Source organism: Gimibacter soli, from assembly GCF_028463845.1.
In the GTDB taxonomy this organism is placed as follows: Bacteria; Pseudomonadota; Alphaproteobacteria; order Sphingomonadales; family Kordiimonadaceae; genus Gimibacter; species Gimibacter soli.
In genome coordinates, this window is sequence record NZ_CP116805.1 from 1,408,841 (window position 1) to 1,433,373 (window position 24,533).

Genomic DNA, 24,533 nt, shown 5'->3' on the forward strand with positions numbered 1-24,533 from the left:
CGGCGCTACCTGCAGCCGGGCCTATTCCTTTGAAAGAAAGACATATCATGACTTTGACCAAATCCGGCGCGGCCCTGATGCTGGCCGCCGCCCCCGTGCTGTTTTCAAACGCTGCCTCCGCCCATGAGGGGGAAGGCTATACCGCCCGCGTGGACGATCATGCGCCGATCGGCGTGATGGCCGACCATTTCCACCGCAAGGGCGAATGGATGGCCTCGGCCCGCCTGATGCTGATGTCGATGGATGATCCCGAGATGGCAACAGGCGCCCAGAAAATGTCTGGTACCATGGTGATGGCGGGGATGATGTTTGCCCCTACCGACTGGGTCACCCTTACTGCCGGCCTTTCGTGGGCCGACCGCGACATGACGATGGCGATGCCCATGGGCGGCATGATGGGCGGCACGATGGAAAGCGAAATGTCGGCGAAAGGCATTGGCGACCTCAAGCTCAATGCGCTGTTCCCGATCATTGCCGACAAGGAAAACCGCTTCCTCCTGAAGGCGGGTATCACGCTGCCGACCGGCAAGAACGGTTTGGAAAGCGATGCAGGCACCCGGCTGATGGCCAGCCTGCAGCCGGGCACGGGCTCTTATGCCTTCACGCCGGCGGCCACCTATGTGCGGTTTGGCGAGGGCTGGTCGCTCGGCCTGCAGGCGGCCGCTGACCTCTATCTTGATCACAACGATCACGGTGAAAAGACCGGCGACCAGTATAAGGCGACGGCATGGGCATCCTATACGCTTGTCGACAATCTCAGCGCTTCCGTCCGTGTCGCGCAGGCGTGGGACAAGCCGCTGAAGTCGGCCATGGCAATGGGCGGTGAAACTTCGACCCAGACGACGCTTCTTGGCGGCTTCAATTATGTGATCCGCTCGGGCGCGCTCAAGGGTAACCGCTTCGCGGTCGAGGTCGGCCTGCCGGTTGGTGGCGATCGCGGCTGGCGGCCTTTGAAGCCCGATACGTCACTGACGCTTGGCTGGCAGCTCGCCTGGTAAAACAAAGAAGGCGCCGGGGCTGTCCGGCGCCTTTTGCCTCAGATGTCGTCAAGGCCGACGGCGTAGGTGCGCTCCACCTTTGCCACACGGGTGATGTAAGCCCGGTACCAGCGCTTCTGGCCGGCGGCCTGCGCGGCGCGGTGGTCGGCGTTCTTCTTCCAGGCCTTGATGGCGGCTTCGTCCCGCCAGTAGCTGACGGTGATGCCGACGCCCTCGGCATCCCGCACGCTTTCAACGCCCAGATAGCCATCCTGCTGCGCCGCCAGTGTGACCATCGCTTCGGCGGTCTGGGCGTAGGCATCGGGTTCGGCATCGTTGCGGATGTTCGAGAAAATCACTGCGTAATAGGGTGGTTCAGGGGTGCGGGCGAGGGGGCTGCCGTGACTGCTCATTCTTCTTTCTCTCCATAACCGCCGCCGCCGGGGGTTTCGACCCTGATGCGGTCGTCGGGTTCGACGCTGGCGCTGCCAGTAGCGCCAAGCTCATCAATCGCGCCACTTGCACGAAGGATATGGGTATGGCCGACCATGCCGGGCTCGCCGCCCATAAGGCCGGGTGGGGCGATTCGGCGGTGGCCCGAGAGAATCGATACATCCATCGCTTTAAGGAAGCGGATCTCGCGAACGATGCCGTTGCCGCCATGGTGCAGCCCGGCGCCGCCGGAGCCGCGCCGCACGCCAAAATGTTCGACCCGCACCGGATAGCGCCATTCCAGCACTTCGGGGTCGGTCAAACGGCTGTTGGTCATGTGCGACTGAATGGCGTCGGCGCCGTCGAATGTCGCGCCTGCACCGGTGCCGCCGCCGATGGTTTCATAATATTGGTGGCGGGCGTTGCCGAAGGTCAGGTTGTTCATGGTGCCTTGGCTGGCTGCCATCACACCCGTTGCCATCAGAAGCGCGTTCGTCACCGCCTGGCTCGTTTCCACATTGCCGGCCACGACAGCGGCGGGCGGCTCTGGGTTCAGGCAGCAGCCGGCGGGCACGATCAGTTTGATTGGCTTCATGCAGCCGGCATTCAGCGGGATATCGCTGCCGGCAAGCAGGCGGAAGACATAAAGGACAGCAGCACGGGTAACGGCCAGGGGTGCGTTGAAGTTGGTGGTGCTGAGGCCGCTTGTACCTGTGAAATCGACCGTCACGCCGCGCGCGGCGCGGTCCACCCGCACTTTCACCTTGATGGTGATGCCGCAGTCCATCGGGTAGCTGACGTCGCCGTCCGTCAGCCGTTCGATGGCGCGGCGCACGGCTCCTTCGGCATTGTCCTGCACATGCTGCATATAGGCGTCAACGACCGGTGCGCCGAACTCGCCAACGAGCCGGAGGACGCCATCGATGCCGCGCCGGTTGGCAGCGATCTGGGCCTTGAGGTCGGCGATATTCTGGTCCGGATTGCGGGCAGGGTGCGGGCCGGCCGCCAGCAGTTTGCGGATCGTGGCTTCACGGAACTTGCCGCCCTCCACAAGGGCTGTGCTCGCAAAAGCGATGCCCTCTTCCGTGATGCTGGTCGAGTTCGGCGGCATCGAGCCGGGCGTGATACCGCCGATATCGGCATGGTGCCCGCGCGAGGCCACATAGAAACGCGGCGGTTCGTCCGGGTTCAGCCAGACGGGCGTGACGACCGTGATATCCGGCAGGTGGGTGCCGCCATGATAGGGATCGTTCGTCATGAAGGCGTCGCCCTGCCGCATGGTGGTGCCATTGGCGGCGATCACGGCCTTCACGCTGGCACCCATGCTGCCAAGATGCACCGGCATGTGCGGGGCGTTGGCGATGAGTTCGCCGTCTGCATCGAATACGGCGCAGGAGAAATCGAGCCGTTCCTTGATATTCACCGAGTGCGCGGTGCGGGCCAGCACGCCGCCCATATCCTCGGCAACCGACATGAACAGATTGTTGAAGACCTCAAGCAGCACGGGGTCAGCTTCCTGAAGCGAAACGCCACGCCGTGTGGTGGCGGCTGTCCGGGTTAGCAGAAGCTGGTCGTCATCCGTCCGCTCGGCCCGCCAGCCGGGCTCCAGCACGGTGGTGCTGCCGTTTTCAAGGATGATGGCCGGGCCATCAAGCGGCGTGCCGGGCACGATGCTGCGGCGGTCGATCACCGGCACGGTGCGATGCTTGCCGGCCATATAGATCTGGCGAGGCTCGTGCGCCTTGGCCGCACTCCCCATGGCCGCTTCAAGCGTGCCCTCATAGCCGCCGCCCGAGGCCTCGACCTCGACCGCTTCCACAAGGATCGGCCTGTCATCTTCCGTGAAGCCATAGGCCTCGGCGTGGGCAGCGCCGAAGGCGGCGCGCATTTCACCGGCACTGCCGAAGGCGATGGGCAGGGTCGTGTCCGATCCCTTGTATTTGAGCCGCGCGTCGATCCGCAGCGCAACGTCAGCGCGCGGGACACCCTGCGCGACAAGCGTGTCGGTGACCGTTTCTTTCAGGTCCTCTACGATATCGGCGAGGTCGGCTTCAGCCTCAATCGGTGCTTCGACGGCGGCGGTGCGCAGGGCCTTGAGATCGGCGAGACCCATGCCGAGTGCGGAAAGGACCCCGGCAAAGGGCGGGATCACCACGCTATCCATATGGAGCGACGCGGCGAGGAGGCAGGCATGCTGCCCGCCGGCGCCGCCAAAGGTAAGGAGGCTGTAGCCCGTCACATCGTGCCCGCGGGCCACCGAAATGCGGCGGATCGCGCGGCCCATGTGTTCCACCGCCACATCAAGGAAGCCTTCGGCGATGGCCTCGATTTCCATGCGTTTGCCGGTCTCTGTTTCGATCCTGTCGGCAATCGCGGTGAAACGTTCACGGGCTGCAGCCACATCAAGGGGCGCGTTGCCATGCGGGCCGAAAACGGCAGGGAAAAGATCGGGCTGCAGTTTTCCCAGCACCACGTTGCAGTCGGTGACTGTGGCGGGGCCATCGAAACCATAGCTCGCGGGGCCGGGGTAGGCGCCCGCCGATTCCGGGCCGACCTGGAAGCGACCGTCCTCGAACCGGCAGACCGAACCGCCACCCGCCGCCACTGTTTCAATCGACAGCATGGGCACACTGACCGGGATACCGGCAAGGGTGGCGTCCACGCAGCGCTCATAGACGCCGCGATAATGGGTCACATCGGTAGATGTGCCGCCCATATCGAAGCCGATCAGGCGTTCCTTGCCCGCCCGGCGGCCCATTTCCGCCATGGCGACAACGCCGCCTGCTGGGCCTGAAAGCACGGCATCCTTGCCGTTGAACGTGTCGGCGCGAGTCAAGCCGCCGTTCGACTGCATGAAGAAAAGCGGTGCGCCGTTCACGTCATCTTCCAGCCGACCCACATACTGCGCCAGCACGGGGGAAAGATAGGCATCCACAACACTGGTGGCCCCGCGCGGGATCAACTTCATCAGCGGGCTGACCTTGTGGCTCACCGACACATGGGTGAAGCCCTCGTCAACGGCGATGGCAGCGGCGAGCGCCTCGTGCGCCGGGAAGCGGTAGCCATGCATGAAGACGATGGCGAGGCTGGTGAAGCCATGGCGCCGCGCTTCGGCCAGCGCATGGCGCACTTCCACGGCATCCAGCTCGGTGATGATATGGCCGTGCGCATCGATCCGCTCGTCCGCCTCGATGACAAGGTCATAGGGCGGGACAGCCCGACCTGGCTTCAGGGCGAAAAGATCTTCGCGGTGTTGCTGGCCAATCAGCAAGGCATCCGCCATGCCGCGCGTGATGAGAAGGGCGGTGCGGCAGCCCTTGCGTTCAAGGAGTGCGTTGGTGGCCACCGTGGTGCCCATGCGGATGGTGGTCACGCGCTCGGCAGGAAAGGGGGCCTTGGCCTCAACGCCCATGATCTGCCGCATCGCATAGACAGCGGCGTCACGGTAGCGGCCGGGGCTTTCGGACAGATATTTGTGTGCGGAAAGGATGCCTTCGGGGTTGCGTGCGATCACATCGGTGAAGGTGCCGCCCCGGTCGATCCAGAATTGCCATTTGCCATCATCTGCACTCATGCGCGCTACCCTAAGCCAGCCTATGGCCGGACGCCAGCGCACAATCGCAGTATCGGTTTTATGTCAGGCCTTTATATCAACCTTGCGGCCCACGCCTTGCGCCTTGGCGGATCGGCGGGCGTTATCGGCGCGGCGATCTGCGGCGATACGCTCGGCATCGGCATTATGCTTGCGGGCATTATCCTGTGCGGCACTTTCGCGTGCCTTTTCCCTGATCCGGGCCTGTTGGGCAAGATTCTCCGCCGACAGGCCGCCCCCTTTGCTAACGGACGTCATTCTGTTCCCCCTGAGCGGGCCGACACGCGCTCCCGGCATGCCTTTCAGAGCCCGATCAGGTGATTCTGCGTCAAATTAACCATGTTGGGAAGCCTTTATGGCCATCTAGGTGGCCATAAAGGTGCTTCAGATATGAAAAAGACGCCTCTCGGGGCGTCTTTTCAGGTCTCAAGCTGGCCGGATGGGGCTCAGACGCTGATGTCGAGCTTTTCGCCGGTGCCAGGTGCCGTGGCCGACAGGCGGTTAGCTGCGCTGGAGCGGCGCTCCGCGACACGGTCAGCGGCCGCGCTGCGGCTGTCGCGCTCGTCGCTTGCGGTCGTTTCACGCGAAGCCTGACGGGCGGCGAGTTTCTCGGCGAGGCGGCCTTCGGCAGTGGTTGCCTTCTTGGTCGTCGTCGTGGCAGCAGGTGCCGACGCACTTGAGGTTTCAGCCGGCTCGGACGTTTTGGCAGCGGGTTGCGCCTGCGAGGCTGCCGGGGCAGCATTCGCGGCAGGTGCTGCTTGCGTTGCGGGGGTGCCACTGCGGGCAGTCTGACGGGCAGAAAGCTTCTCGGCGAAGCGTTCTTCGGCCGAGCGCAGGCCCTGCTTCTCTTCCGACTTCGATTGTTCCGTCGGCTGCGAGACCGTGGCGCTTGCATTCGTTTTGGTCGCGGGGGCGGTTTGCGAGGCCTGTGCCGACTGCTGCGCCTCCTGTGCGCCGCCGCCAGTCAGCCGGTTCGCGGCACCTTCGCGGCGGGCCAGAACGGCGGCTTTGCGAGCGTCCGCTTGTGCGCGCGCTTCGCTGGCCAGTTGCGCCGATGAAAAACCGGCATAGCTGTTCACTGCAGGCATGATGTCACCCTGTTTAAGGGACTTCCGGCGCGACCCACGCGGTGGAAATCCAACCCGATCAGGCGATCATTACGCCATGGGCAAAATAAAGCAAAGCTTTGGATAAAATTGTATCGAGTTTGCCTAGCTGCGGGTGAGGGCAGCTACTTCACCCAGCACGCGGGCGCGGGCGGCGGCAATCACGGTCGAGCCCTTCTGGCGGGCACCGGCGCCAAGATCGGCCTGCAGGTTCATCAGGCGCGAAAAGTGCGGCGATGCTTCGTGGTCCGATACCAGCGAAGCCAGTTCACCGGCGGTGAAATGCTGCTGGTAAAGGTCGGCCATCACTTCGTCCCATGCGGCACCATAGGTGCCCTGGGCATCGCGGATGAGGCGGACGACAATCGTTTTGGCAGCTTCAAAGCCATAGCGCTCGACAAGCGCCGCGACTTCGGGGGTCGTTTTCACGTCGTTCAGGATCAGCAGCGAGAGATTGCGGTTCAATTCCGTCTCGCGGATGAAGCGCAGTGCCGTGACGCGCGCGTCCGTTGCTGCCAGTTCAAGCGTCGGGCCGAAGCTTTCGGCGCTTGCCATATCGGGCGTGCTGAAATCACCCGGCATGCCGGCAGCTGCAGGCAGCGTGAGGCCAAAATACAAAGCCGCCTGCAGAAGGGTGCGGGGGGCAAGGCCGTGACGGCGGGGCATGTTCAAATGAGTCGTGCGCATGTCGACGCACGTAAAGATGTTCAGTTACAGGAATGTGACAAAGGGGCCTCTGTCACGCCAATTTCACATTGAGGGGCGAAAAATGGCCTATGTCATAAAAAATTCATAAAACAGTCATCGCCATGTAATCGATTCGGGAACCGGCAGAAATGCTCGGGTCGGGGTGTAACATTCAGAAAAGCGGCAGACTTCTGCGGAAAATCTGAATTATGACGCATTGCATCGGTCGCCCGCTGGCCGATAATGGAGCCATACCAAGCGTCGAAGCGACCATGAGAGTTTCAAAAGGCGTTTCGAAGCGATCTCGGGCACAATCAAGCGAATCTCGTGATCAAGTAACAAGTGGAAGGGGTAGTGACATGGAAAAACAACTCAAGAAAGCGCTGGCCATCGGTTCCTTCGCCGTTCTGTTCGGCGCATCGTCAGCAATGGCACAACCGGTTGCCGCAATGCCGAATGAAGAGGGCAAGACCTTCGCGGCTGAAGCGATGAAATCCGGTGACTGGTCGAGCGCAGAAGAAGACCTGATGGGCAACGGCGAATCCGTCTTTGCCAAACTGAACCTCGCTTCGGTCTATGCCCAGACGGGCCGCACCGACAAGGCGGTGGCGCTGTATCAGGAAATCATCAACGGCGACGAAAATCCCTATGCCGTGCTCCTGAACGGCAAGCCGCGCCGCGTGAAAAACATCGCCAAGTTTGCCTTGGCTCAGCTGTCCACCAACTGAGCCTGAAGCGGCGGCAATAAAGAAGGGGCGTGACCGGCTGGGTCACGCCCCTTTCTTTTCGGGTTTGGCTTCAGACCTTGATATCGATCTTCAATCCCTTGCCGCCACCGGCAGGGGAAACGATCTGGGCGGCGTTGCGAGGCTTGCCACCCTTATCCATCACGATATCGTTGCCATGATCCTTGTTCATCGCGCCGACCTTGGAGGCCAGCTGACTATGGACACCCGAGACAATCGCTTTGATCGCGGCCATTGTCTATTAGCTCCCTTGAACTCGAAAACTATACGCTACATTCGGTGCCTGATGAGCCGGTTCTACCTGCAAAAAATGTGGGTGTGAAGATGTGCCTAAAAATTTAGGAAATTCCAAAGTCGTCCGTATATATGTTGTTTAAAATCATGTGGTTGAATAAAAACGCCGGGCAAGATTGCCCGGCGTTTTGCGTTATTCTGGCCGTAAATTCAGAGCAGGGCGAGGGCGATCTTGAAAAGCCCGACGACCGACACGGCCCAGGCGAGCGGGCGCACCCACGGTACCGGGAAAAGATAGAGCACCGCATGCACCACGCGGGCATAGAAGAAGAGCTGGGCGCCGAGAATTGTCGCATCGGTCGAGACGCCCGCCGCATGCGCGATCAGCACGAGCGGCGCGAACATCACCATGTTTTCCATCATGTTGTTGCGCAGGCGCGTGGCGCGCTTGTTGAAGACCGAGGGCTCCGGCATGTTGTCGCGCGGGCCGGCCTGTACGGCGCCGCCATTCTTCAGGATGGCCTCGCCGGCCGGAATCATGATCAGCACGAAGAAAAGGATCGTGCTGTAAAGAAGCATCGTCAGTTCAACGGACATTGTTTCCTCCCCAGAAAATGTCACTTGGTGTGACAGAGGATAGCGACCGCCGGCCATATATGCCAGCGGCTCTTTTCAGGGAGGAATGGAGCCTCAGATCCGCTCGAGAATGAAGGAGCCGATCGAATAGCTTGCGCCGAACGAACAGAGGAGACCGAACTCGCCCGGCTTGAAATCGTCCTTGTATTTATCAAAGGCGATGATGCAGCCGGCGCCCGCCGTGTTGGCATATTCATCCAACACAATCGGGGCCTTGTCCTGTGTCGGGTCTTCACCCAGCAACTTGCGGGTCGCGAACATATTCATGTTGATGTTCGCCTGATGCAGCCAGAAGCGCTTGAAATCCTCGACCTTGTAGCCCTTCGCGGCAAGCTGGGCATTCACATGGTCGATCACCTTCGGCAGCAGTTCCTTGAAGACGACACGGCCCTGCTGGATGAAGCGCTGGTCAGGATGGCTGATCTTGTCGCGCTCGATCAGCGTACGGGTGCCGAAACCGGCGGCGATATTCGTGGAATATTCGGTGAAAAGCTTGCGGTCGTGGATGCGGAAGGCGCTGGTCGATTTCGTCTCGGCCTCGCGTTCGATCACGATGGCAACGGCGGCGTCGCCGAAGATGAAGTGGCTGTCGCGGTCGGTATAGTTCATCGCGGGCGTGATATATTCCGCCGTCACCACCAGCGCCTTGTTGGCCATGCCGCTTTGCACGGCATCAACCGCTGTCGACATGCCGAAGGTGGCGCTGGAGCAGGCCATGGCCATATCGAAGGCAAAGCCCTTGGCACCAAGGATCTTCTGCAGTTCGGTCGCCATCGAGGGCACGAAGCGTTCCCAGATCGAGGACGACAGGATCACCAGATCGATATCTTCGCCTTTGAGGTTGGCTTCTGCGAGTGCCTTTTCAGCCGCCGCCAGCGCCATCTGCACCTGCACAGGCGTGCCCATCGGGCCTTCGGGCGCCAGTTCCGAAAGGTTCGGATACATGCGCGTCGGGTCCGTCGGGCCCTTGCCGTCCATCATGAAGCGGTTCTTGATGCCCGATGCCTTTTCGATGAATTCCACGGAAGACATCTGCATGGCGTCGATGGTGCCTGCCTCGATTTCCGCCTTGTGGTCATCGTTCCAGGCGGTTGCCCAGGCGTTATAGCTTTCCACAAGCGTTTCGTTGCTGATGGAATGCGGCGGGGTGTAAACACCCGTGCCGCTGATCACGATACCGGTCATAAACCTTGCCTCCCCGTCAGGTTTTGCCGCGTCAGCCGCGTTCTACGATCAGGCTGCCGATCGAATAGCCGGCGCCGAACGAGCAGATGATGCCCTTGGCGCCTTTCGGCAGGTCGGCCCGGTGCTTGTGGAAGGCGACAACCGAACCGGCGCCTGCCGTGTTGCCATATTCATCGAGCACGGTCGGGGCCTCGTTCGGCTCGGGCTCGCGGCCCAGAAGCTTCTTCGCGGCATACATATTCATGTTGATGTTGGCCTGGTGCAGCCACATGCGGGCGAGATCGGAAACCGTGAGGCCATTGTCGGCCAGTTGCTTCGAGATGAAGTCGGTGACGATGGGCAAGAGTTCCTTGAAGACCTTGCGGCCTTCCTGAACGAAGAACATGTCCTTGCGCATCATCGAGCCGTCATCAAGCCGCGTGAAGGGGCCATAGTTCGACCGGATATTGTTGGAATACTGGGTGAAAGACCGGGTGTTCAGCACTTTCCAGTGGTCGCGGCCTTCGGCGAGATCGGCGCGTTCGAGCACAACAGCCGTGGCGATATCGCCGAAGATGAAGTGGCTGTCGCGGTCGCGGTAATTCACAAGGGTGGAGAAAATCTCCGGGTTGATCATCAGGACGCGCTTGGCGGCACCCGATTTGATCGAATTGACGGCGGCGATCAGGGCGTAGGTCGCGCTGGAGCAGCCCATGACCATGTCATAGGCCGAGCCGCCCTCGATGCCCAGATGGTGCTGCACTTCAACGGCGATTGCCGGGAAGGAGCGCTGCAGGAGCGCGGTGCCGCAGATGATCTGGTCGATATCGCCGGGTTGAAGGCCGGCCTGTGCGATGGCCTGCTTGGCGGCATCAAGCGCCATCCTGGCCTGCAGGGCGGGTTCTTCAGTGGTGCCGTGCGCGCCTTCAGGGCAGCGCGACAGCAGACGGTCGAGATCCATCACGCCACCGACTTCCACCAGATGGCGCTTCTTGATGCCCGAGGCTTTTTCGATGAATTCGGCGGAGGAATATTGCTTCGCGGGGGTCAGGCCAGCGTCGATATCGGCTGCGTGCTCGGCATTATACTGATCGACGTGGGCATTGAAGGCCGCAACCAGTTCTTCGTTGGTGATTGCGGCAGCCGGTACGTGGAGACCGGTGCCCGTGATGACTACATCAACCATATCTTCGCTTTCTCCGGACAAGCTAGGCGGGCGGTTTCCGTCCGTCCCACTGACATATTTGTCACAAACGCGCCAAGCTATACTGCCTTTTATCGGGCGGGGAAACCGAACAATCGGCTTTTGCCATCAACTTTCCTCAAGTTTTCGCCTAGTGCCTTCTAAACACTGACTTTCGAGTGGCTGACGCCGAGCGGGCATGCTAGGGGAAAGGCATGTCCATCTGGGGAAAAATCATCGGTGGTGCGGCCGGGCTTGCCCTTGGCGGGCCGCTTGGCGCGCTTGTCGGCCTTGCGGTCGGCGCAGCGGTCGACGTGGGGATCGAACGCACCCCCGCAACCGCCCGTACAGCACGCCACACGCGGGAGGTGACCTTCACCATCGGTGTGATCGCGCTTGCCGCCAAAATGGCGAAGGCGGACGGCGTCGTGACCCGCGCCGAGGTGGATGCCTTCAAGAAAGTATTCAAGGTACCGCCCGCCGAGATGCGCAATGTGGGCCGGGTCTATGATCTCGCCCGCCAGCATACGGCAGGGTTCGAGGCCTATGCCCAGCAGATCGCCTACCTGATGCAGGGCAACCGACCGGTACTGACCGATCTTCTGGAGGCGCTGTTCTTCATCGCCAAGGCGGACGGCGAGGTGCACCCGGCGGAGCTTGCCTTCATCCGCACCGTTGCCGATATTTTCGGCTTCTCGCCCGACGAGATCGAAACGATGATCCTCAGGCATATCGGACCTGATCCGGAAAGCCCTTATACGATCCTCGGGGTGACACCGATGACGGATGATGCGACGCTGAAGGCGCGCTACCGGCGACTGGTGCTTGAAACCCACCCCGACCGCCTGATGGCGGAAGGTGTGCCGGCGGACCTAATCGCGGTGGCAACGCGGCGGTCGGCGGAGATCAATGCCGCCTACGATGAAATCATGGCAGCGCGCCGCAAGGTGCGCGAACGGGGAGCCGTCTGAATGACGCCACGGGACTTCATCCTGCTGATCGGTATCAATCTCGTATGGGGCCTTAATTTTCTGGCGGTGAAGTGGGCAGTTGCCGATCTGCCGCCGCTTGTGGCCAATGCTGCGCGCTTCTTTATTGTGCTTCTGTTCCTGTTCCCCTTCCTGCGGTTGGTGCCAGGGCGGATGAAAGCGCTGATCACGCTCGCGACCGTTCTCGGTTTCATGCATTTCGGCGCTGTTTTCATTGGCATGTCGCTCGCCGAGGATATCAGCGCGGTTGCCATCGCGACCCAGCTTTCCACGCCTTTCTCGACCCTTCTCGCCATTGTCTGGCTGAAGGAAAAGGTCGGCTGGCGGCGTATCCTCGGTCTTTCCATGAGCTTTTCCGGGGTGTTGGTGCTGGGGCTTGATCCTGCAGTGCTCAACTATCTGGATGCGGTGGCCTGGATCGTCTTTTCGTCTTTCCTTTATGCAACCGGTACCATCCTCATGCGGCAGTTGCGCGATGTGAATGCGTTCACAACGCAGGCATGGATCGCCATCAGTGCAATCATTGGCTCGCTGTTGCTGTCGGCGTTCATGGAAACGGGGCAGGTAGAGGCCGTTCAGAACGCCCACTGGCAGGCATGGGCAGCAGTCCTTTATGCCGCAGTCTTCTCGTCTATCGTCGGCCATGGTGGTGTGAACTATCTGCTGCGGCGGTACGAGGTGTCGGTCCTGTCGCCTTATTTCCTCCTCACCCCATTTTTCGCCATCGGGGCTGGTGTCATTGTGCTCGGCGAAAGCCTGACATGGCGGGTGCTGCTGGGCGGTGCCCTCACACTTGCCGGCGTGTTGATCGTCACACTCAGGAACGCGCGGCGAAACCGCGCTCTGGCAGACACAATCGTGCAGGCACGGACGAGTGGGGAATAGGGCGCCCATGCAGGCGATTTCCCATCCATCACCGAACCGCGATGCCCGGGCGGGCGGTATCACGCCCGATATGGTGATCCTGCATTATACCGGCATGGAAACAGGCGAGGCGGCACTGGCCCGGCTCGTTGATCCCTCGGCTTCGGTGTCCGCCCATTATCTGGTTGAGGAAGACGGCCGTATTTTCCAACTGGTGGATGAGGCCGACCGTGCGTGGCACGCCGGCGTGTCCCACTGGCAGGGACGCGAGGCATTGAACCACCATTCCATCGGGATCGAGATCGTCAATCCGGGGCACGAGTTCGGCTATCGAGCATTCCCCGAGGCGCAGATCGCGGCGCTTCTGGCTCTGCTTGCCGATATCGCGGGGCGACGTGCGATCCGGCGTGACCTTTATATCGGCCACAGCGATGTGGCGCCGGACAGGAAAACCGATCCCGGCGAGCTTTTCCCGTGGGAGCGGCTGGCTGCAGCCGGATTCGGCGTCATGCCGGCGGTGGAAGATGCTGTCCTCGCCGACACAGGCGACGCGCCTGCCGATCAACTCGCCGCGTGCTGGCACCATCTGGCCGAGATCGGCTACAGAATTGACGCAAACGATCCCTATGGTAAAGGGGCGGACATTGTGGCCGCTTTCCAGCGCCACTGGCGGCGCGGCGCGGTGACAGGTCAGATCGACCGGGGCACGGCTGCCGCCATTGCCAGCGTCCGTGACCAGATTATCCGCCTGAAGGAGGCTTCATGAAACCTACTGCCCTCGCTGTTCTTGCCCTTTCTGCCTTCGGGGCCGCCGCGCAGGCTGCACCCCAGCTGGGGGTGACGTCGGATCACGCACCGAACGCCGAAACGGTTGCCTGTCTTGAAGCGCTGACCGCAGATTGCGCCATTGATGCAGCGCTCAAGACAGTGATTGCCGAGGAACTGGGGATCGACCGCGCCCGGGTGCTGATCGGCGTGGCACGCTCGCTGATCGCCGCCGGGCAGCAGGAACAGGCGCAACAGACCCTGATGCTGGCGATGGAAGAGGCACGCTCGGTGCAGCTGTCGCTTGTCACGCAAGGCATGATCAAGACGATTGCCCCCCTGATGGTGCGGGCCGGCGATATGGCGAGCGCACTGGCGCTGACCGAAGAACTGACGATCGAGACGATCCGCGATCAGGTCTATCTGGCCCTCGCTGATGAGGCCGGGCATCGTGGCGCCTACGGCGACATCAAGGTGGCGCTTTCAAAACTGGCGAACCCGGCGCGCGGGCGCTGGAAGATGATCGACCTGATGCTCATCCTGCCGAAGGAAGCGCTGCTTGCTGACCGCATGAGTGAAGCCATCGCCTTTGTCGGCAGCCTTGATGACCCGAAGGAACAGTATCGCGGCCTTGTGGCGCTTGCTGCGCTCAATGACAAGCTTGGCGATACCGGCACGCGCGACGCACTGATGGTGGAAGCCGGCGAAACTTTCCAGGCCGTGTTCGGGATCAATGACCGGGCCGAGGCCTCGGCGCAGGCGCTGAAAGCGCTTGTCACGGCAGGTGCCGACGAAAGCCTTATCAGTGCGGCCTACGATCTTGCCCTGATGCATGGCGGGCGGGTGCGCTCCCGCGAGGACCGTGCTGATATCGATATGGCGCTCGGCCCCGTGGAAGCTGCCAATGGCCATGTCGATACGGCATTCAAGCGGCTTGAAGGCTTCGATGAGGGGGCAGGGCAAGCGGGCTATCTGGCCGCCGTTGCCACACGCCTGCCGCAGGGCGAGAACCGGCTCATGGGGTCGGTCAATGCCGTTCTTGATGATATCGATGAAATCGACGGCGCTTATGACCGCGACCAGATGCGCCTCACGCTGCTGGACGGTCTGGTCGCCGGCGGGCACAAGGCGCCCGCCGAAGCACTGGTTAAACGGATCGAGGATGACGACAGTCAGGCCCTTGGCCTCGCGCTTCTCGCTCCAATGCTCTGACTATTAAGTCTCAGCTTTTGGCTTCCGCCTCCGCGCCTTCGGGCACGGGGGTGTGGCCGCTGCCATCGTTGCCGATGCTGATGGCTGCATAGGGCCGCATCCGGGCGAGTACGAGGAAGGCGGCCGGGGCGAAATAGAAGCTCACGATCATCGACAGGAATGTCCCGCCCACGATCGCGACGGCAAACGGCGGCCAGAAGGCCCCGCCATCGAGGATCAGCGGCATGAAACCGCCAACCGTCGTCAGCGTCGTCGAGATGATGTGGCGGCCCGTTTTCATCACTCCGTGCACCACAGCCTCGCCGTCGCCGTCACGGGCAGCGGGCATGTTGCGCAGCTCTGACAGGATCACGATGGCCGCGTTGATCGCGAGGCCGACAAGGCCCATCAGGCCGATGATCACCACGAAGGTGAGCGGATAACCGAAGAACCACAGCGAGAAGAAGCCGAGGCCCGCTGCCTGCACGGCGGCAAGGAAAGTGACGAGGGCAAGGCGGAAGCTGTTGAAGGTCAGCACGATGGTCAGCACCATCAGGATGACAAGAAGGCCGACGGTTGCGAACAGCTGCCCGAGTGCCTCGCCGCGTTCTTCGCTTTCGCCGCCAAACTCCAGCCGGTAGCCCGGCGGCATCTGCAAGGGATGCGCGGTCAGTTCTTCCTTCAGGGCGTTGAAGGCGATATCGGGGATCGTGTTGAACTCGAGGAAGCCCTGAATCTCATTGATCCGTTCGCCGTCATGGTGGGCAATAACACCAACCTTCGAATTCAGCCGCACATTGGCAACCGCCGAAACCGGCAGGTCCTCGCGGAAGCCGTCCGCCGTGTTTTGCGGCATGGTGCCGATGAGGCCCATGTCGGCAACCGAGTTGATATCGGTGCGCGCCCCGCGGTCCACGATCAGGCGCACGGGCACCTGCTGGGTTTCCTCGATGATATGGGTGGCGATCACACCGCCGGTGAGGGCGGCCATCTGGCTTTCAACATCCGAAAGCGTCAGGCCGGCAACCAGCACGTCATCCTCGCGGGCGTCGATCTCGACAAGCGGCAGCGAGCCTTTGAGCGTGGCGGAGGTGTGGGTGACTTTCGGCAGGCGGCTGACAATCTCGCGGACCTTGTCACCATATTCCTGCAGCACGGCGAGATCGGGGCCAATCACACGCACCTCGATGGGGGCCTGGATCGGCGGGCCGGTTTCCAGCTCGCGCACCTGCACGACCGCCTCGGGCAGCAGGGCCGGGGCTTCACGCTGCAGGCGCGGCATGATCTCGGCCAGCCGGTCATAATCATCCAATGTGACCATGGCTTCGGCGATGCTGACCACGCCGTCGTTCGAGGCGATCACGCTGTAATAGAATTTGCCGGGGCGCACGCCGATGTACCAGTGCAGGCTTTCCACGCCTTCATACTGGCGCACGAAGGCATCAAGCTTGCGGGCTGCCGCTTCGGTTTCCTCGATCGAGACCTGCCCTGGCATCTGCAACTGCAGGCGGAACTGGTTGCGGTCGCTGATCGGGAAGAACTGGCTTTCTACCTGTGTAGCTGCCACGAAACCGAGCATGGGGATAAGCATGGCAAGCGAGGCCGACAGGATCGGACGTTTCACCGACCAGCGCAGCGACTTTTCAAAGCGGGACGAAAGCCAGCGGCCTTCCACCCCGTCGCGCCACCAGACGCGTTCGGGCTTTGCGCTCATGTCCGCATTCGGGTCGCGGCCTTCGACCACACGGCCGGCAACGGCCGAAATGATGGTGAAGCCGATGACATAGGACGCAATCAGCGAAGCGATCACGGCGGCAGGGATCCCTACCAGAAAATCACCCGCGTTGCCCGGCATCAGAATGAGCGGCATGAAGGCGATGATGGTGGTGGCGGTGGAGCCTGCAAGCGGCAGCCACAGTTTCCGCACCGTGATGCCAACGGCGGTGGAGCGGCGCACGCCCATCAGGCGCAGATGCTGGATCTCGTCGGTGATCACAATGGCGTTGTCGACCATTATGCCAAGCGCCACGATCATGCCGGTGACAAGCACCTGCTCGATCCGCAGCCCCATGATATTGACGATGGCAAGGGCGGCGAGCAGCGTGAGTGGCAGGATGGAAGCGGACACAAGCGAGGCCCGCCAGCCAAGCGACACCAGAAGCACAGCCAGCACCACAAAGGCACCTTCGGCAAGGTTTGCCATCAGGCCGTTCAGGCGGTCATCGGCATACAGGCGCTGGTCGAAGATGCGCTCCAGCTTGATCGAAGCGGGCAGCGTTTCTTCGGATTCCGCCATCATGCGGCCAACGGCATCCGACCAGCGGTCAATGCGGCTGTCTTCAAACATGCGGGCGGCCACCACAACGCCGTACGAGCCTTCGTTGATGGCAACCGTGCTTGCCGGGTTTTCAAAGGTGCGCTCGATGCGGGCGATATCGCCTAGGCGCACGGCAGCGCCTTTTTCATCCTGTCCGAGCGATACGCGGGCGAGCCGCGCGATATTGTCGATGGCGCCCGATACCTGCACAACCATGCGGTTGGTATCGCTGCTGACGATGCCGGCAGCGCCCTTGGCGTCAGACCCGGCAACGCGGGCGGCGACCTGCGCCACCGTCAAGCCGTGGGCGGCAAGGGCCTTGGGGTCGAACGATACGCGGATTTCCTCGTTCGGCAGGCCGAGAACGTCCACAAAGTCGGTGCCTTCAAGGTTACGGAGCTTGCGTTCGATCTCCCGCGCGTGGCGGCCAAGGATGGCGTAATTGACCGGCGTGTCGCTGTGCCATGTCAGCGCCAGAATGGCCGAGTGGGCATAGATGCGGGTGTCCGAGAAATCGGGGGCTGTGACGCCTGCTGGCAGGTCCGTCACTTCAGCCACCTTGTCTTTCAGGCGCTGGGTGATGGGCTTGGCGTCTTCGACCCGGTCTTCAAGCTCAATGCTGATGAAGCTGATCCCGGCGCGGGTGACGGATTTCACCTCCTTCACCTCGGGGATTTCGAAAATCTTGCGCTCCAGCTTTTCGGTGACCTCGGCCTCCACCCGTTCCGTATCGGCGCCGGGATAGAAGGTTGTCACCTGAACGACCCGGCTTTGCATGTGCGGGTCTTCAAGGCGGGGCATGTGGGTATAGGCGTTGAAACCGGCGATCACGATCACCAGAAGGATCAGCCACACCAGCCGGGGGTGATTGTAGAGAGAGCCGCGCATGACTGTGCCCTCCCGTTAACTGCGGGGTTCGGCGGCGCTTGCCGACTGGGTGGTGCTATCCACGGCAGCCACGCGCTGGCCGGGGGCAAGGCGCTCTGTGCCGTCGGCAATGATCTTGTCGCCGTTCGAGATGGAGCCTGTCACGAACACGCGGTCGCCGTTGGTGTACAGCACTTGCACATTCTCGATCCGGGCTTCGGTGCCGGCAGCGCCGTCCACAATCTTGAAGACACGCCACAGGCCGCGGACGTCTGCGGTGATGGCGCGCAGCGGCAGCCAGGTGCCGGTGCCGGCGCGGCGATCCTCGATCACGGCGTTAACGAGCTCGCCGCGGGCAGCGCTGCCCTCGGGCAGGTCGAAGGTAACAAGCATGGTGCGGGTCTGGCCGGTGATGACGGGCACAAGCCCGCGCACTGTGCCGCCCTTGATCTCGTGACGGGAGCCGTCAAACAGCTGATAGGGCGCACCGCCCGCAATCGCTTCGGCATGGTTCTGCGGCATGCCGATATGAGCTTCGATGCGGCCGTTTTCGGTCAGTTCCACCACCGGTGCGCCGGGGCCGACAATCACGCCTTCATCCAGATAGCGTGCGGTGACGGTGGCATCGAACGGTGCCTTCAGCGTCGCCTTGGCAAGATCGACTTCCATGGCGCGGATGGCGGCATCCACACGGGCAAGGCGGGCAATGACCGTGGCATGGTTCGCCTGCGCTTCATCCAGCCGCTGGGCCGACACATGGCCGTTCTTGAACATATCTTCGGTCCGCGCCAGCGTGACATTGGCCAGATTGAGCGAGGCGTTCGCTTCCGCCCGTTCGGCCTTCAGCTGGGCAAGGCTTGCCTGAAGGCGGGCCGCGTCGAGTCGCGCAATCACATCGCCTTTTTTCACCCGGTCCCCCAGATCGACGGCCACAGAGGCGAGCGTGCCGCCCTGTTCGAACGCCAGCGCCGACAGACGCCCGGCGACGACGCGGCCGGTAAAGCTGCGGCGGGCCATATAATGATCTTCGATGGAAACTTCGGCCACATTTACGGGAAGAACGCGCGAAAGCCCTGCTTTTGCCTGCTCTTCATCAGGAGCGGCGGCGATCAGTCGAACGGCGAGAAGGGCGGTGATGCCAAGCCCGGCTGCCATGAATGCGACACGGCGGCGGGTGAGCGCGGGGAGCTGTCTCATTTCCTCAATCCTGCTGGCGTATATGGGCTGGCCAAATCGGCCCGCCTCTGTTTTTATAACGATGGTGCAATGAATACCAAAATTGGACTAGTCAGTCCAGAAAATAATCTTTCCCCATTGGCAGAAGCGTCTCCCATCGGTTACGATAGGGAAATGCCTAGTTTTCAAGGCCGCGAAGAGGGACACAAGTGACCGAGTTGAAGAGATTGGTTCGCGAAGACGAACCCTGCGATCATGATCCGGAAGAGTTGCGGGCAGCAAAGCCCACGCGGGGCCGTCCGCGTTGCCTTGAAAAGAATGTCGCCATTCTGGATGCGGCTGTTGCCCTGTTCCTCGAGAACGGCTTCGATGGCACCAGCATGGACGAGGTCGCCCGCCACGCGGGTGTTTCCAAACAGACCGTCTACAGCCACTTCTCAAGCAAGGAGCAGCTTTTCTCCGAGGCCGTGCATTCGAAGATCGCGGAATATGCGCCTTCGATCACGCTGTCGAAGCTGCAAGAGCATACGATGGAAGAAGAGCTTTCCGCCGTTTGTCATTCCTATGCCGAACTGCTGGTGAGCGAGGATGCGATTGCGGTTTACCGCCTGCTCGTTTCCGCCGCCAACAAGGGGCCGGCGCTTGCCGACCTGTTCTGGCGTTCGGGGCCGGAGGAAATGTGTCAGAATCTGATGGATTTCCTGCAGTCCTGGGTCGACCGCGGCGAACTGGTTATCGAGAATGTGGAAACCGCAGCCTTGAACCTGCTGGCGCTCCTGAAAGGTGACCTGCATTTCAAGCGCTCGATCGGCCTGATTGACAGTGTCGACGAGAAAGCCCTGCACAAGCATGTTGATGAAGTGCTGATGGGCTGGCTGATGGTCTATCGCCGCCGCAAGGCCTGAGGCTCGCGGCGGTTCAGCCTTCAATCCTGAAAACGTGGAAGATCAGTCTTCGCCGCCGTCGCGGCTGGTGAGGCTTTGGCCGACAACGGGCGACGGCGAATGCGAGGCATTGTCGGTGTCGCCGCGCAGGTCACCCGGCAGGGATTTGGCCTGCGCTTCGGTTTGCGGCCCGAGGCGCGTGTCGAAGACGATCTCGTCGCCCTTGCTGTCAAAAATGCCGCAACCGGCGAGCATGAACAGGGCAGGGGCGATCAGCAGATATTTCATGGAAAGTCCTCGTTAGGTTCTGGCGATGCATCGCCGGGCCGGACTTTGCCGCAAACTTCGGGGGCAATCAACCGCTTTCCGGTTTCACGCCTTTTCTTGACGGCGGGGCGCCACTCTGGTTCATTGCGCGCGGCAGATGGCCGGATGACCGCCGCCGCGCAAGCGGGGGAGGAAAGTCCGGGCTCCACGGAAACACGGTGCCGGCTAACGGCCGGCGAGGGCGACCTCAGGGAAAGTGCCACAGAGAGCAGACCGCCCGGCGGCGGGGCTTCGGCTCCAGCAGGGCAAGGGTGAAAGGGTGCGGTAAGAGCGCACCGCGCCCCTGGTGACAGGGGCGGCATGGTAAACCCCACCGGGAGCAAGACCAATAGGGATGGTTGTCCCCTCGAGGGACAGGCGGGTTTCTGCGCCACCGTCCGGGTCGGTTGCTTGAGCGTGTCGGCAACGGCGCGCCTAGAGGAATGGTCATCGAAGCGCGCAAGCGCGGAACAGAACCCGGCTTACAGGCCATCTGCCACTATTTTTTCATCGATTCCCATTTGGTGGCCGCATATGTGGCACCTTTCCCATGGTATCCCATGAATGGGCCTGCTTGGGCGGGCAAGAACATACCGTAAACAAACATAAAGACCATGTCGAAAGCCGCAGAATTCTGCGGCTTTTTGCGTTTCTGGTGCTTGGTGAGAAACCCATAAAAAAACGGCTAAAACCCATGGGGTTCCATTGACGCCCATGTCATCCCATGATATCCCATAAATACCCAAATGTGGGATTTGGGACTCGTGCGTCATCAGCCGTCTGCAGCGGCGACGTGCGATGAGGCTTCGGGGCGCGGCGGGCAATGGCGTTTTTCCTGTCCACATTTACGAACAAGGTCGACAAGAAGGGACGTGTGTCCGTTCCTGCGACCTTCCGTGCGGCCGTCGCCGGCGGTGCCTTCCCCGGCATCGTGCTTTATCGTCCCTTCAATCTTGCCTGCATCGAAGGGGCAGATATGGCGTTCCTCGAGCGCCTTTCAGACCAGTTCTATGATGAATTCGGCCCCTTCAATCCCGATCAGGCGGCGCTGACCGCCACCATCCTTGCCGGTGCCGTGCAGCTCGCCTTCGACCCCGAAGGGCGCGTCATGCTGCCGGGCGAGTTCAAGGAACATGCAGGCATCACCGACACCGCGACCTTTGTGGGTATCGGCCGCAAATTCCAGATCTGGGGCCCCGAGGCCTTCGAGGCCTATCAGGCCGACCAGTTCGTCAAGGCCGCCGAGGCCGCGCCCAAGCTGCGCCCTGCGAAGGGAGGTCAGTCATGACCGCGTTCGGCCATATCCCTGTGATGCTGGATGAGGTTGTCGTCGCCGTTGCCCCCGAGGCCGGCGACGTGATTGTTGATGGCACCTTTGGCGCTGGTGGCTACAGCCGCGCGATCCTTGAAGCTGCCGATTGCCGGGTCTATGGCATCGATCGTGACCCTGATGCCGTGAAGCGTGCCGAGGCATTCGGTGCGGGCTTCGATGGCCGTTTCCGTATCCTTGAAGGCTGCTTCGGCGATATGGACGCGCTTGTCCGCGAGGCGGGCGAGGGCAGTGCTGATGCCGTCGTCCTCGATATCGGCGTGTCGTCGTTCCAGCTGGATGAGGCCGAGCGCGGCTTTTCCTTCCGCGAGGATGGTCCGCTTGACATGCGCATGGCGAAAGCCGGCGAAAGCGCTGCCGATGTCGTCAATACATACGAGGCCGGCGAGCTGGCCGATATCATTTATCAATACGGCGAAGAGCGTATGTCGCGCCGCATTGCGGCTGCCATCGTGGCGGCCCGCGCCGAGAAGCCCTTTACCCGCACAAGTGAACTCGCGAACCTTGTGGAGCGCGTCATCGGCCGCCCGCCCGTGAGGCCCGGCAAGAAGGCGACCCACCCGGCGACCCGGACCTTCCAGGCGCTGCGCATCCATGTGAATGACGAACTGGGCGAGCTGACCCGCGGCCTTGAAGGTGCCGAGAAGCTGCTGGCTGAAGGTGGCCGCCTTGTTGTTGTGACTTTCCATTCGCTCGAAGACCGTATCGTCAAGGAGTTTATGGCGGAGCGTTCGGGACGGGTACCTTCCGGCAGCCGGCACTTGCCGGGCGCCATCGTGAAGGGTCCCGCCCCGACCTTCCGGCTTGACCGGAAAAGCGCCGTGAAACCGACCGATGCCGAATGTGCCCGCAACCCGCGTGCGCGCTCTGCCAAGCTGCGCGTTGCCGTGCGCACCGATGCTCCGGCGCTTGCCGGCGGGAGGGGCTGACCATGCGTCGCGCCTTCAATATCGTTGCTGCCGTCATCGCACTCGCCTCCGGTGCTGCCGTCCTTCAGTTGAAGCTGACCGTGCAGGCCAAGCAGGACGAGCTGAATGCGCTTGCGCGCCAGATTCATGACGACCGCGACGCGCTGCGCGTGCTGGAGGCCGAATGGGCTTACCTCACGTCCCCCGCATCATTGCAGGAGCGCTCGGTACGGTTCCTCGCGCTGATGCCGCCGTCGGCCGACCAGATCATCACCGATCCGCGCGTCATCCCATTCCGACCGCGGGGCGAGTTCGCCGAGGCTGACCCGGGTGTGATGCTTGAGCGCAAGCTGCTGCCGAAGCGCCCGACGGGTGAAGGTCAGCCGCACGGCGAGGAAACGAGCGGCCTTGATGTGATCAGCGAAACGGTTGTCGGAGGTGGGCGATGAACGCGGCCGCCTTCGTGATGGACCCGACCCGCTCGGGCTATGTGCCTTCGAAACGCCGGGGCGATGAACAGCCGGTGCGCAGCCAGCTGGATATGGCGCGGGGCCGCCTTTTCGCGGTGATGCTGCTGTTCCTGGTGGGCTTCATGGTGATGATCGGCCGCACGGTCGAGCTTGGCATGCGTGAAAACGCCCGTCCGCGCAGCTTTGCGGGGCAGGTGGAAGTGCCGCCGGTGAAAGTGGGCCGCGCCGATATCCGCGACCGCAACGGCGAGATCATGGCGACCAACCTGCGCACGTCCTCGCTTTTTGCCGATGCCACGCAAATCCGCGATGCCGCTGGCGCTGCGCATGATCTTGTGAAAATCCTGCCGCAGCTCTCGCTCGCCGATGTGGAAAGCAAGCTGGCGTCGGGCAAGAAATTCGTCTGGCTGCACCGCAAGCTGACGCCGCGCCAGAAGTGGCAGGTCAATGCGCTTGGCAATCCCGCCTTCCGCTTCGAAGAAGAAGAAGAGCGCGTGTATCCGCATGGTCGGCTTGCTTCGCACATCATGGGCTATGTGGATGTGGACGGGCGCGGCCTTGGCGGCGTCGAGCATTTCTTTGAGGACCGCCTTGCCGATCCTGACCGCCAGAAAGACGCGCTGAAGCTTTCGATCGACATGCGGGTCCAGTATGCGCTCGCCGACGAGTTGGAAACCGCGCGCCGGGTGCATAGCGCCATCGGGGCGGCGGGCCTTGTATTCGATGTGAAAACCGGCGAAGTGGTGGCGCTCGTTTCCCTGCCGGACTATGATCCCAATGACATTCGCGGCGTTTCGGCAGACCAGCTTTTCAACCGGGTGACGCAGGGCGTGTACGAGCTTGGCTCCACCTTCAAGACCTTCACCTTCGCCTCGGCGCTGGATCAGGGCGTTGCGACGCTCGAAGATGGCTATGACGCCACCAAGCCGCTTGTTGTTGGCCGCTTCCGCATTCGTGATGACCACCCGAAGAACCGGTATCTGACGGTGCCGGAAATCTTCGCTTTCTCGTCCAACATCGGCACGGCCCAGATGGCGCTCGATGTGGGCACCGACGGGCAGCGCGATTTCCTTGAAAAGCTCGGCATGCTCCGCCCCTCGACTGTGGAGCTGACCGAGGTCGGCGCGCCGATGTACCCGGCGCCCCAGCAGTGGAAGAAGATTTCCACCATGACCATTTCCTACGGTCATGGCATCGCGGTCAGCCCCCTGCAGCTGGCTGTCGGCACCGCCGCAATTGTGAACGGCGGGCGGCTCATTCCCGCCACACTCGTCGCCGATTCTGATGGCTACAAGAACGCCACACAGGTGATCAGCGAGAAAACCAGCCATACGATGAATGTGCTTCTGCGCATGGTCGTCAAGAAGGGCACGGCAGGCCGCGCTGACGCGGTGGGTTACCGGGTGGGTGGCAAGACGGGCACGGCCGAGAAGCCGGCCAATGGCCGCTACAACAGGAAGGCGCTGATCTCCTCCTTCATGGGGGTCTTCCCGATGGATGACCCGAACTATGTGGTCTTCGCGCTTCTTGATGAGCCGAAGGGCACGAAAGAGACCTACGGCTTCGCGTCGGGCGGCTGGACGGCGGCACCGGTGGTCCGGAACGTGGTTCTGCGTACGGCGCCGCTTCTGGGTGTGGCGCCGGAAGGTGAAGACGAAGGCCTGTATCAGCAGGTCGCGATGAAGATTAACGACAAAAAAGGCCATTAG

The 24,533-nt window shown here is 62.0% G+C and carries 23 protein-coding genes and 1 other RNA gene; 12 read left to right on the forward strand and 12 right to left on the reverse strand.

Annotated elements, in window-relative coordinates; all coding sequences use genetic code 11:
- Positions 1–47 precede the first annotated feature (47 nt).
- Positions 48–998 (forward strand): transporter, encoded by a 951-nt coding sequence (locus PH603_RS06575; RefSeq protein WP_289505233.1) that lies wholly within the window; start codon positions 48–50, stop codon positions 996–998.
- 38 nt (positions 999–1,036) lie between these two features.
- Here the strand turns inward: PH603_RS06575 and PH603_RS06580 are convergent, their stop codons facing one another.
- The 5 genes from PH603_RS06580 to PH603_RS06600 all read right to left on the reverse strand — a co-directional run bounded on the left by PH603_RS06580 (position 1,037) and on the right by PH603_RS06600 (position 6,773).
- The gene (locus tag PH603_RS06580; protein ID WP_289505234.1) at positions 1,037–1,390 is read right to left on the reverse strand and encodes an antibiotic biosynthesis monooxygenase family protein; all 354 of its coding nucleotides are present in this window, start codon (positions 1,388–1,390) and stop codon (positions 1,037–1,039) included.
- On the reverse strand, positions 1,387–4,983 hold the full coding sequence (locus PH603_RS06585; protein ID WP_289505235.1) for a hydantoinase B/oxoprolinase family protein: 3,597 nt from the start codon (positions 4,981–4,983) through the stop codon (positions 1,387–1,389). Before PH603_RS06585 ends, PH603_RS06580 begins: the two co-directional genes overlap by 4 nt.
- Before the next feature lie 63 nt (positions 4,984–5,046).
- A complete protein-coding gene (locus PH603_RS06590) occupies positions 5,047–5,259 on the reverse strand; it encodes a hypothetical protein (RefSeq protein ID WP_289505236.1) in 213 nt (70 codons plus the stop codon).
- 188 nt (positions 5,260–5,447) lie between these two features.
- Complete coding sequence (locus PH603_RS06595; protein WP_289505237.1) at positions 5,448–6,089, reverse strand: hypothetical protein; 642 nt, start codon at positions 6,087–6,089, stop codon at positions 5,448–5,450.
- Between the two features lie 123 nt (positions 6,090–6,212).
- On the reverse strand, positions 6,213–6,773 hold the full coding sequence (locus tag PH603_RS06600; RefSeq protein ID WP_289505238.1) for a hypothetical protein: 561 nt from the start codon (positions 6,771–6,773) through the stop codon (positions 6,213–6,215).
- Positions 6,774–7,153: 380 nt separating this feature from the next.
- Here PH603_RS06600 and PH603_RS06605 point away from each other — a divergent pair, with 380 nt between their 5' ends.
- Complete coding sequence (locus PH603_RS06605) at positions 7,154–7,522, forward strand: outer membrane protein assembly factor BamD (RefSeq protein WP_289505239.1); 369 nt, start codon at positions 7,154–7,156, stop codon at positions 7,520–7,522.
- Positions 7,523–7,592: 70 nt separating this feature from the next.
- Here the strand turns inward: PH603_RS06605 and PH603_RS06610 are convergent, their stop codons facing one another.
- From PH603_RS06610 to PH603_RS06625, 4 genes are all read right to left on the reverse strand, one after another.
- Entirely contained in the window at positions 7,593–7,775 is a 183-nt protein-coding gene (locus tag PH603_RS06610) for a hypothetical protein (RefSeq protein WP_289505240.1), read from the reverse strand.
- Positions 7,776–7,984: 209 nt separating this feature from the next.
- Complete coding sequence (locus tag PH603_RS06615; RefSeq protein WP_289505241.1) at positions 7,985–8,371, reverse strand: MAPEG family protein; 387 nt, start codon at positions 8,369–8,371, stop codon at positions 7,985–7,987.
- A gap of 93 nt (positions 8,372–8,464) precedes the next feature.
- Positions 8,465–9,595, reverse strand: a complete 1,131-nt coding sequence (locus PH603_RS06620) for a beta-ketoacyl-ACP synthase III (protein WP_289505242.1) — start codon at positions 9,593–9,595, stop codon at positions 8,465–8,467.
- Between the two features lie 31 nt (positions 9,596–9,626).
- Positions 9,627–10,760 carry a beta-ketoacyl-ACP synthase III gene (locus tag PH603_RS06625; protein WP_289505244.1) on the reverse strand — a complete coding sequence of 378 codons (1,134 nt, stop codon included), beginning with the start codon at positions 10,758–10,760 and terminating at the stop codon, positions 9,627–9,629.
- A gap of 212 nt (positions 10,761–10,972) precedes the next feature.
- On the opposite strand from PH603_RS06625, the gene PH603_RS06630 reads away from it, so the two are divergent.
- From PH603_RS06630 to PH603_RS06645, 4 genes are read left to right on the forward strand one after another with little or no spacing between them, the layout of a single operon-like run.
- Positions 10,973–11,728, forward strand: a complete 756-nt coding sequence (locus PH603_RS06630) for a J domain-containing protein (protein ID WP_289505245.1) — start codon at positions 10,973–10,975, stop codon at positions 11,726–11,728.
- Complete coding sequence (locus tag PH603_RS06635) at positions 11,729–12,631, forward strand: DMT family transporter (protein ID WP_289505246.1); 903 nt, start codon at positions 11,729–11,731, stop codon at positions 12,629–12,631.
- Positions 12,632–12,638: 7 nt separating this feature from the next.
- A complete protein-coding gene (locus PH603_RS06640) occupies positions 12,639–13,376 on the forward strand; it encodes an N-acetylmuramoyl-L-alanine amidase (protein WP_289505247.1) in 738 nt (245 codons plus the stop codon).
- The gene (locus PH603_RS06645; RefSeq protein ID WP_289505248.1) at positions 13,373–14,587 is read left to right on the forward strand and encodes a hypothetical protein; all 1,215 of its coding nucleotides are present in this window, start codon (positions 13,373–13,375) and stop codon (positions 14,585–14,587) included. The genes PH603_RS06640 and PH603_RS06645 overlap by 4 nt, the downstream gene beginning before the upstream one ends.
- Positions 14,588–14,597: 10 nt before the next feature.
- Here PH603_RS06645 and PH603_RS06650 read toward each other — a convergent pair whose 3' ends face one another.
- Together PH603_RS06650 and PH603_RS06655 are read right to left on the reverse strand one after the other, a co-directional pair.
- Positions 14,598–17,771, reverse strand: coding sequence for an efflux RND transporter permease subunit (locus PH603_RS06650; RefSeq protein ID WP_289505249.1), 3,174 nt, complete (start codon positions 17,769–17,771; stop codon positions 14,598–14,600).
- Between the two features lie 15 nt (positions 17,772–17,786).
- Entirely contained in the window at positions 17,787–18,947 is a 1,161-nt protein-coding gene (locus PH603_RS06655; protein ID WP_289505250.1) for an efflux RND transporter periplasmic adaptor subunit, read from the reverse strand.
- A 188-nt stretch (positions 18,948–19,135) separates the two neighbouring features.
- Here PH603_RS06655 and PH603_RS06660 point away from each other — a divergent pair, with 188 nt between their 5' ends.
- The gene (locus PH603_RS06660; RefSeq protein WP_289505251.1) at positions 19,136–19,831 is read left to right on the forward strand and encodes a TetR/AcrR family transcriptional regulator; all 696 of its coding nucleotides are present in this window, start codon (positions 19,136–19,138) and stop codon (positions 19,829–19,831) included.
- Positions 19,832–19,873: 42 nt separating this feature from the next.
- On the opposite strand, the gene PH603_RS06665 is transcribed toward PH603_RS06660, so the two are convergent.
- Positions 19,874–20,098 carry a hypothetical protein gene (locus PH603_RS06665; protein WP_289505252.1) on the reverse strand — a complete coding sequence of 75 codons (225 nt, stop codon included), beginning with the start codon at positions 20,096–20,098 and terminating at the stop codon, positions 19,874–19,876.
- Positions 20,099–20,230: 132 nt separating this feature from the next.
- Between PH603_RS06665 and rnpB the strand changes: the two genes are divergently transcribed.
- The 5 genes from rnpB (at position 20,231) to PH603_RS06690 (ending at position 24,533) form a co-directional block, all read left to right on the forward strand.
- Positions 20,231–20,617: RNase P RNA component class A (gene rnpB / locus PH603_RS06670), an RNA gene on the forward strand.
- Positions 20,618–20,990: 373 nt separating this feature from the next.
- Positions 20,991–21,404, forward strand: a complete 414-nt coding sequence (locus tag PH603_RS06675) for a division/cell wall cluster transcriptional repressor MraZ (protein ID WP_289505253.1) — start codon at positions 20,991–20,993, stop codon at positions 21,402–21,404.
- The gene (gene rsmH, locus PH603_RS06680; protein ID WP_289505254.1) at positions 21,401–22,375 is read left to right on the forward strand and encodes a 16S rRNA (cytosine(1402)-N(4))-methyltransferase RsmH; all 975 of its coding nucleotides are present in this window, start codon (positions 21,401–21,403) and stop codon (positions 22,373–22,375) included. Before PH603_RS06675 ends, rsmH begins: the two co-directional genes overlap by 4 nt.
- Before the next feature lie 2 nt (positions 22,376–22,377).
- Entirely contained in the window at positions 22,378–22,803 is a 426-nt protein-coding gene (ftsL, locus tag PH603_RS06685; protein ID WP_289505255.1) for a cell division protein FtsL, read from the forward strand.
- A complete protein-coding gene (locus tag PH603_RS06690) occupies positions 22,800–24,533 on the forward strand; it encodes a peptidoglycan D,D-transpeptidase FtsI family protein (protein WP_289505257.1) in 1,734 nt (577 codons plus the stop codon). Before ftsL ends, PH603_RS06690 begins: the two co-directional genes overlap by 4 nt.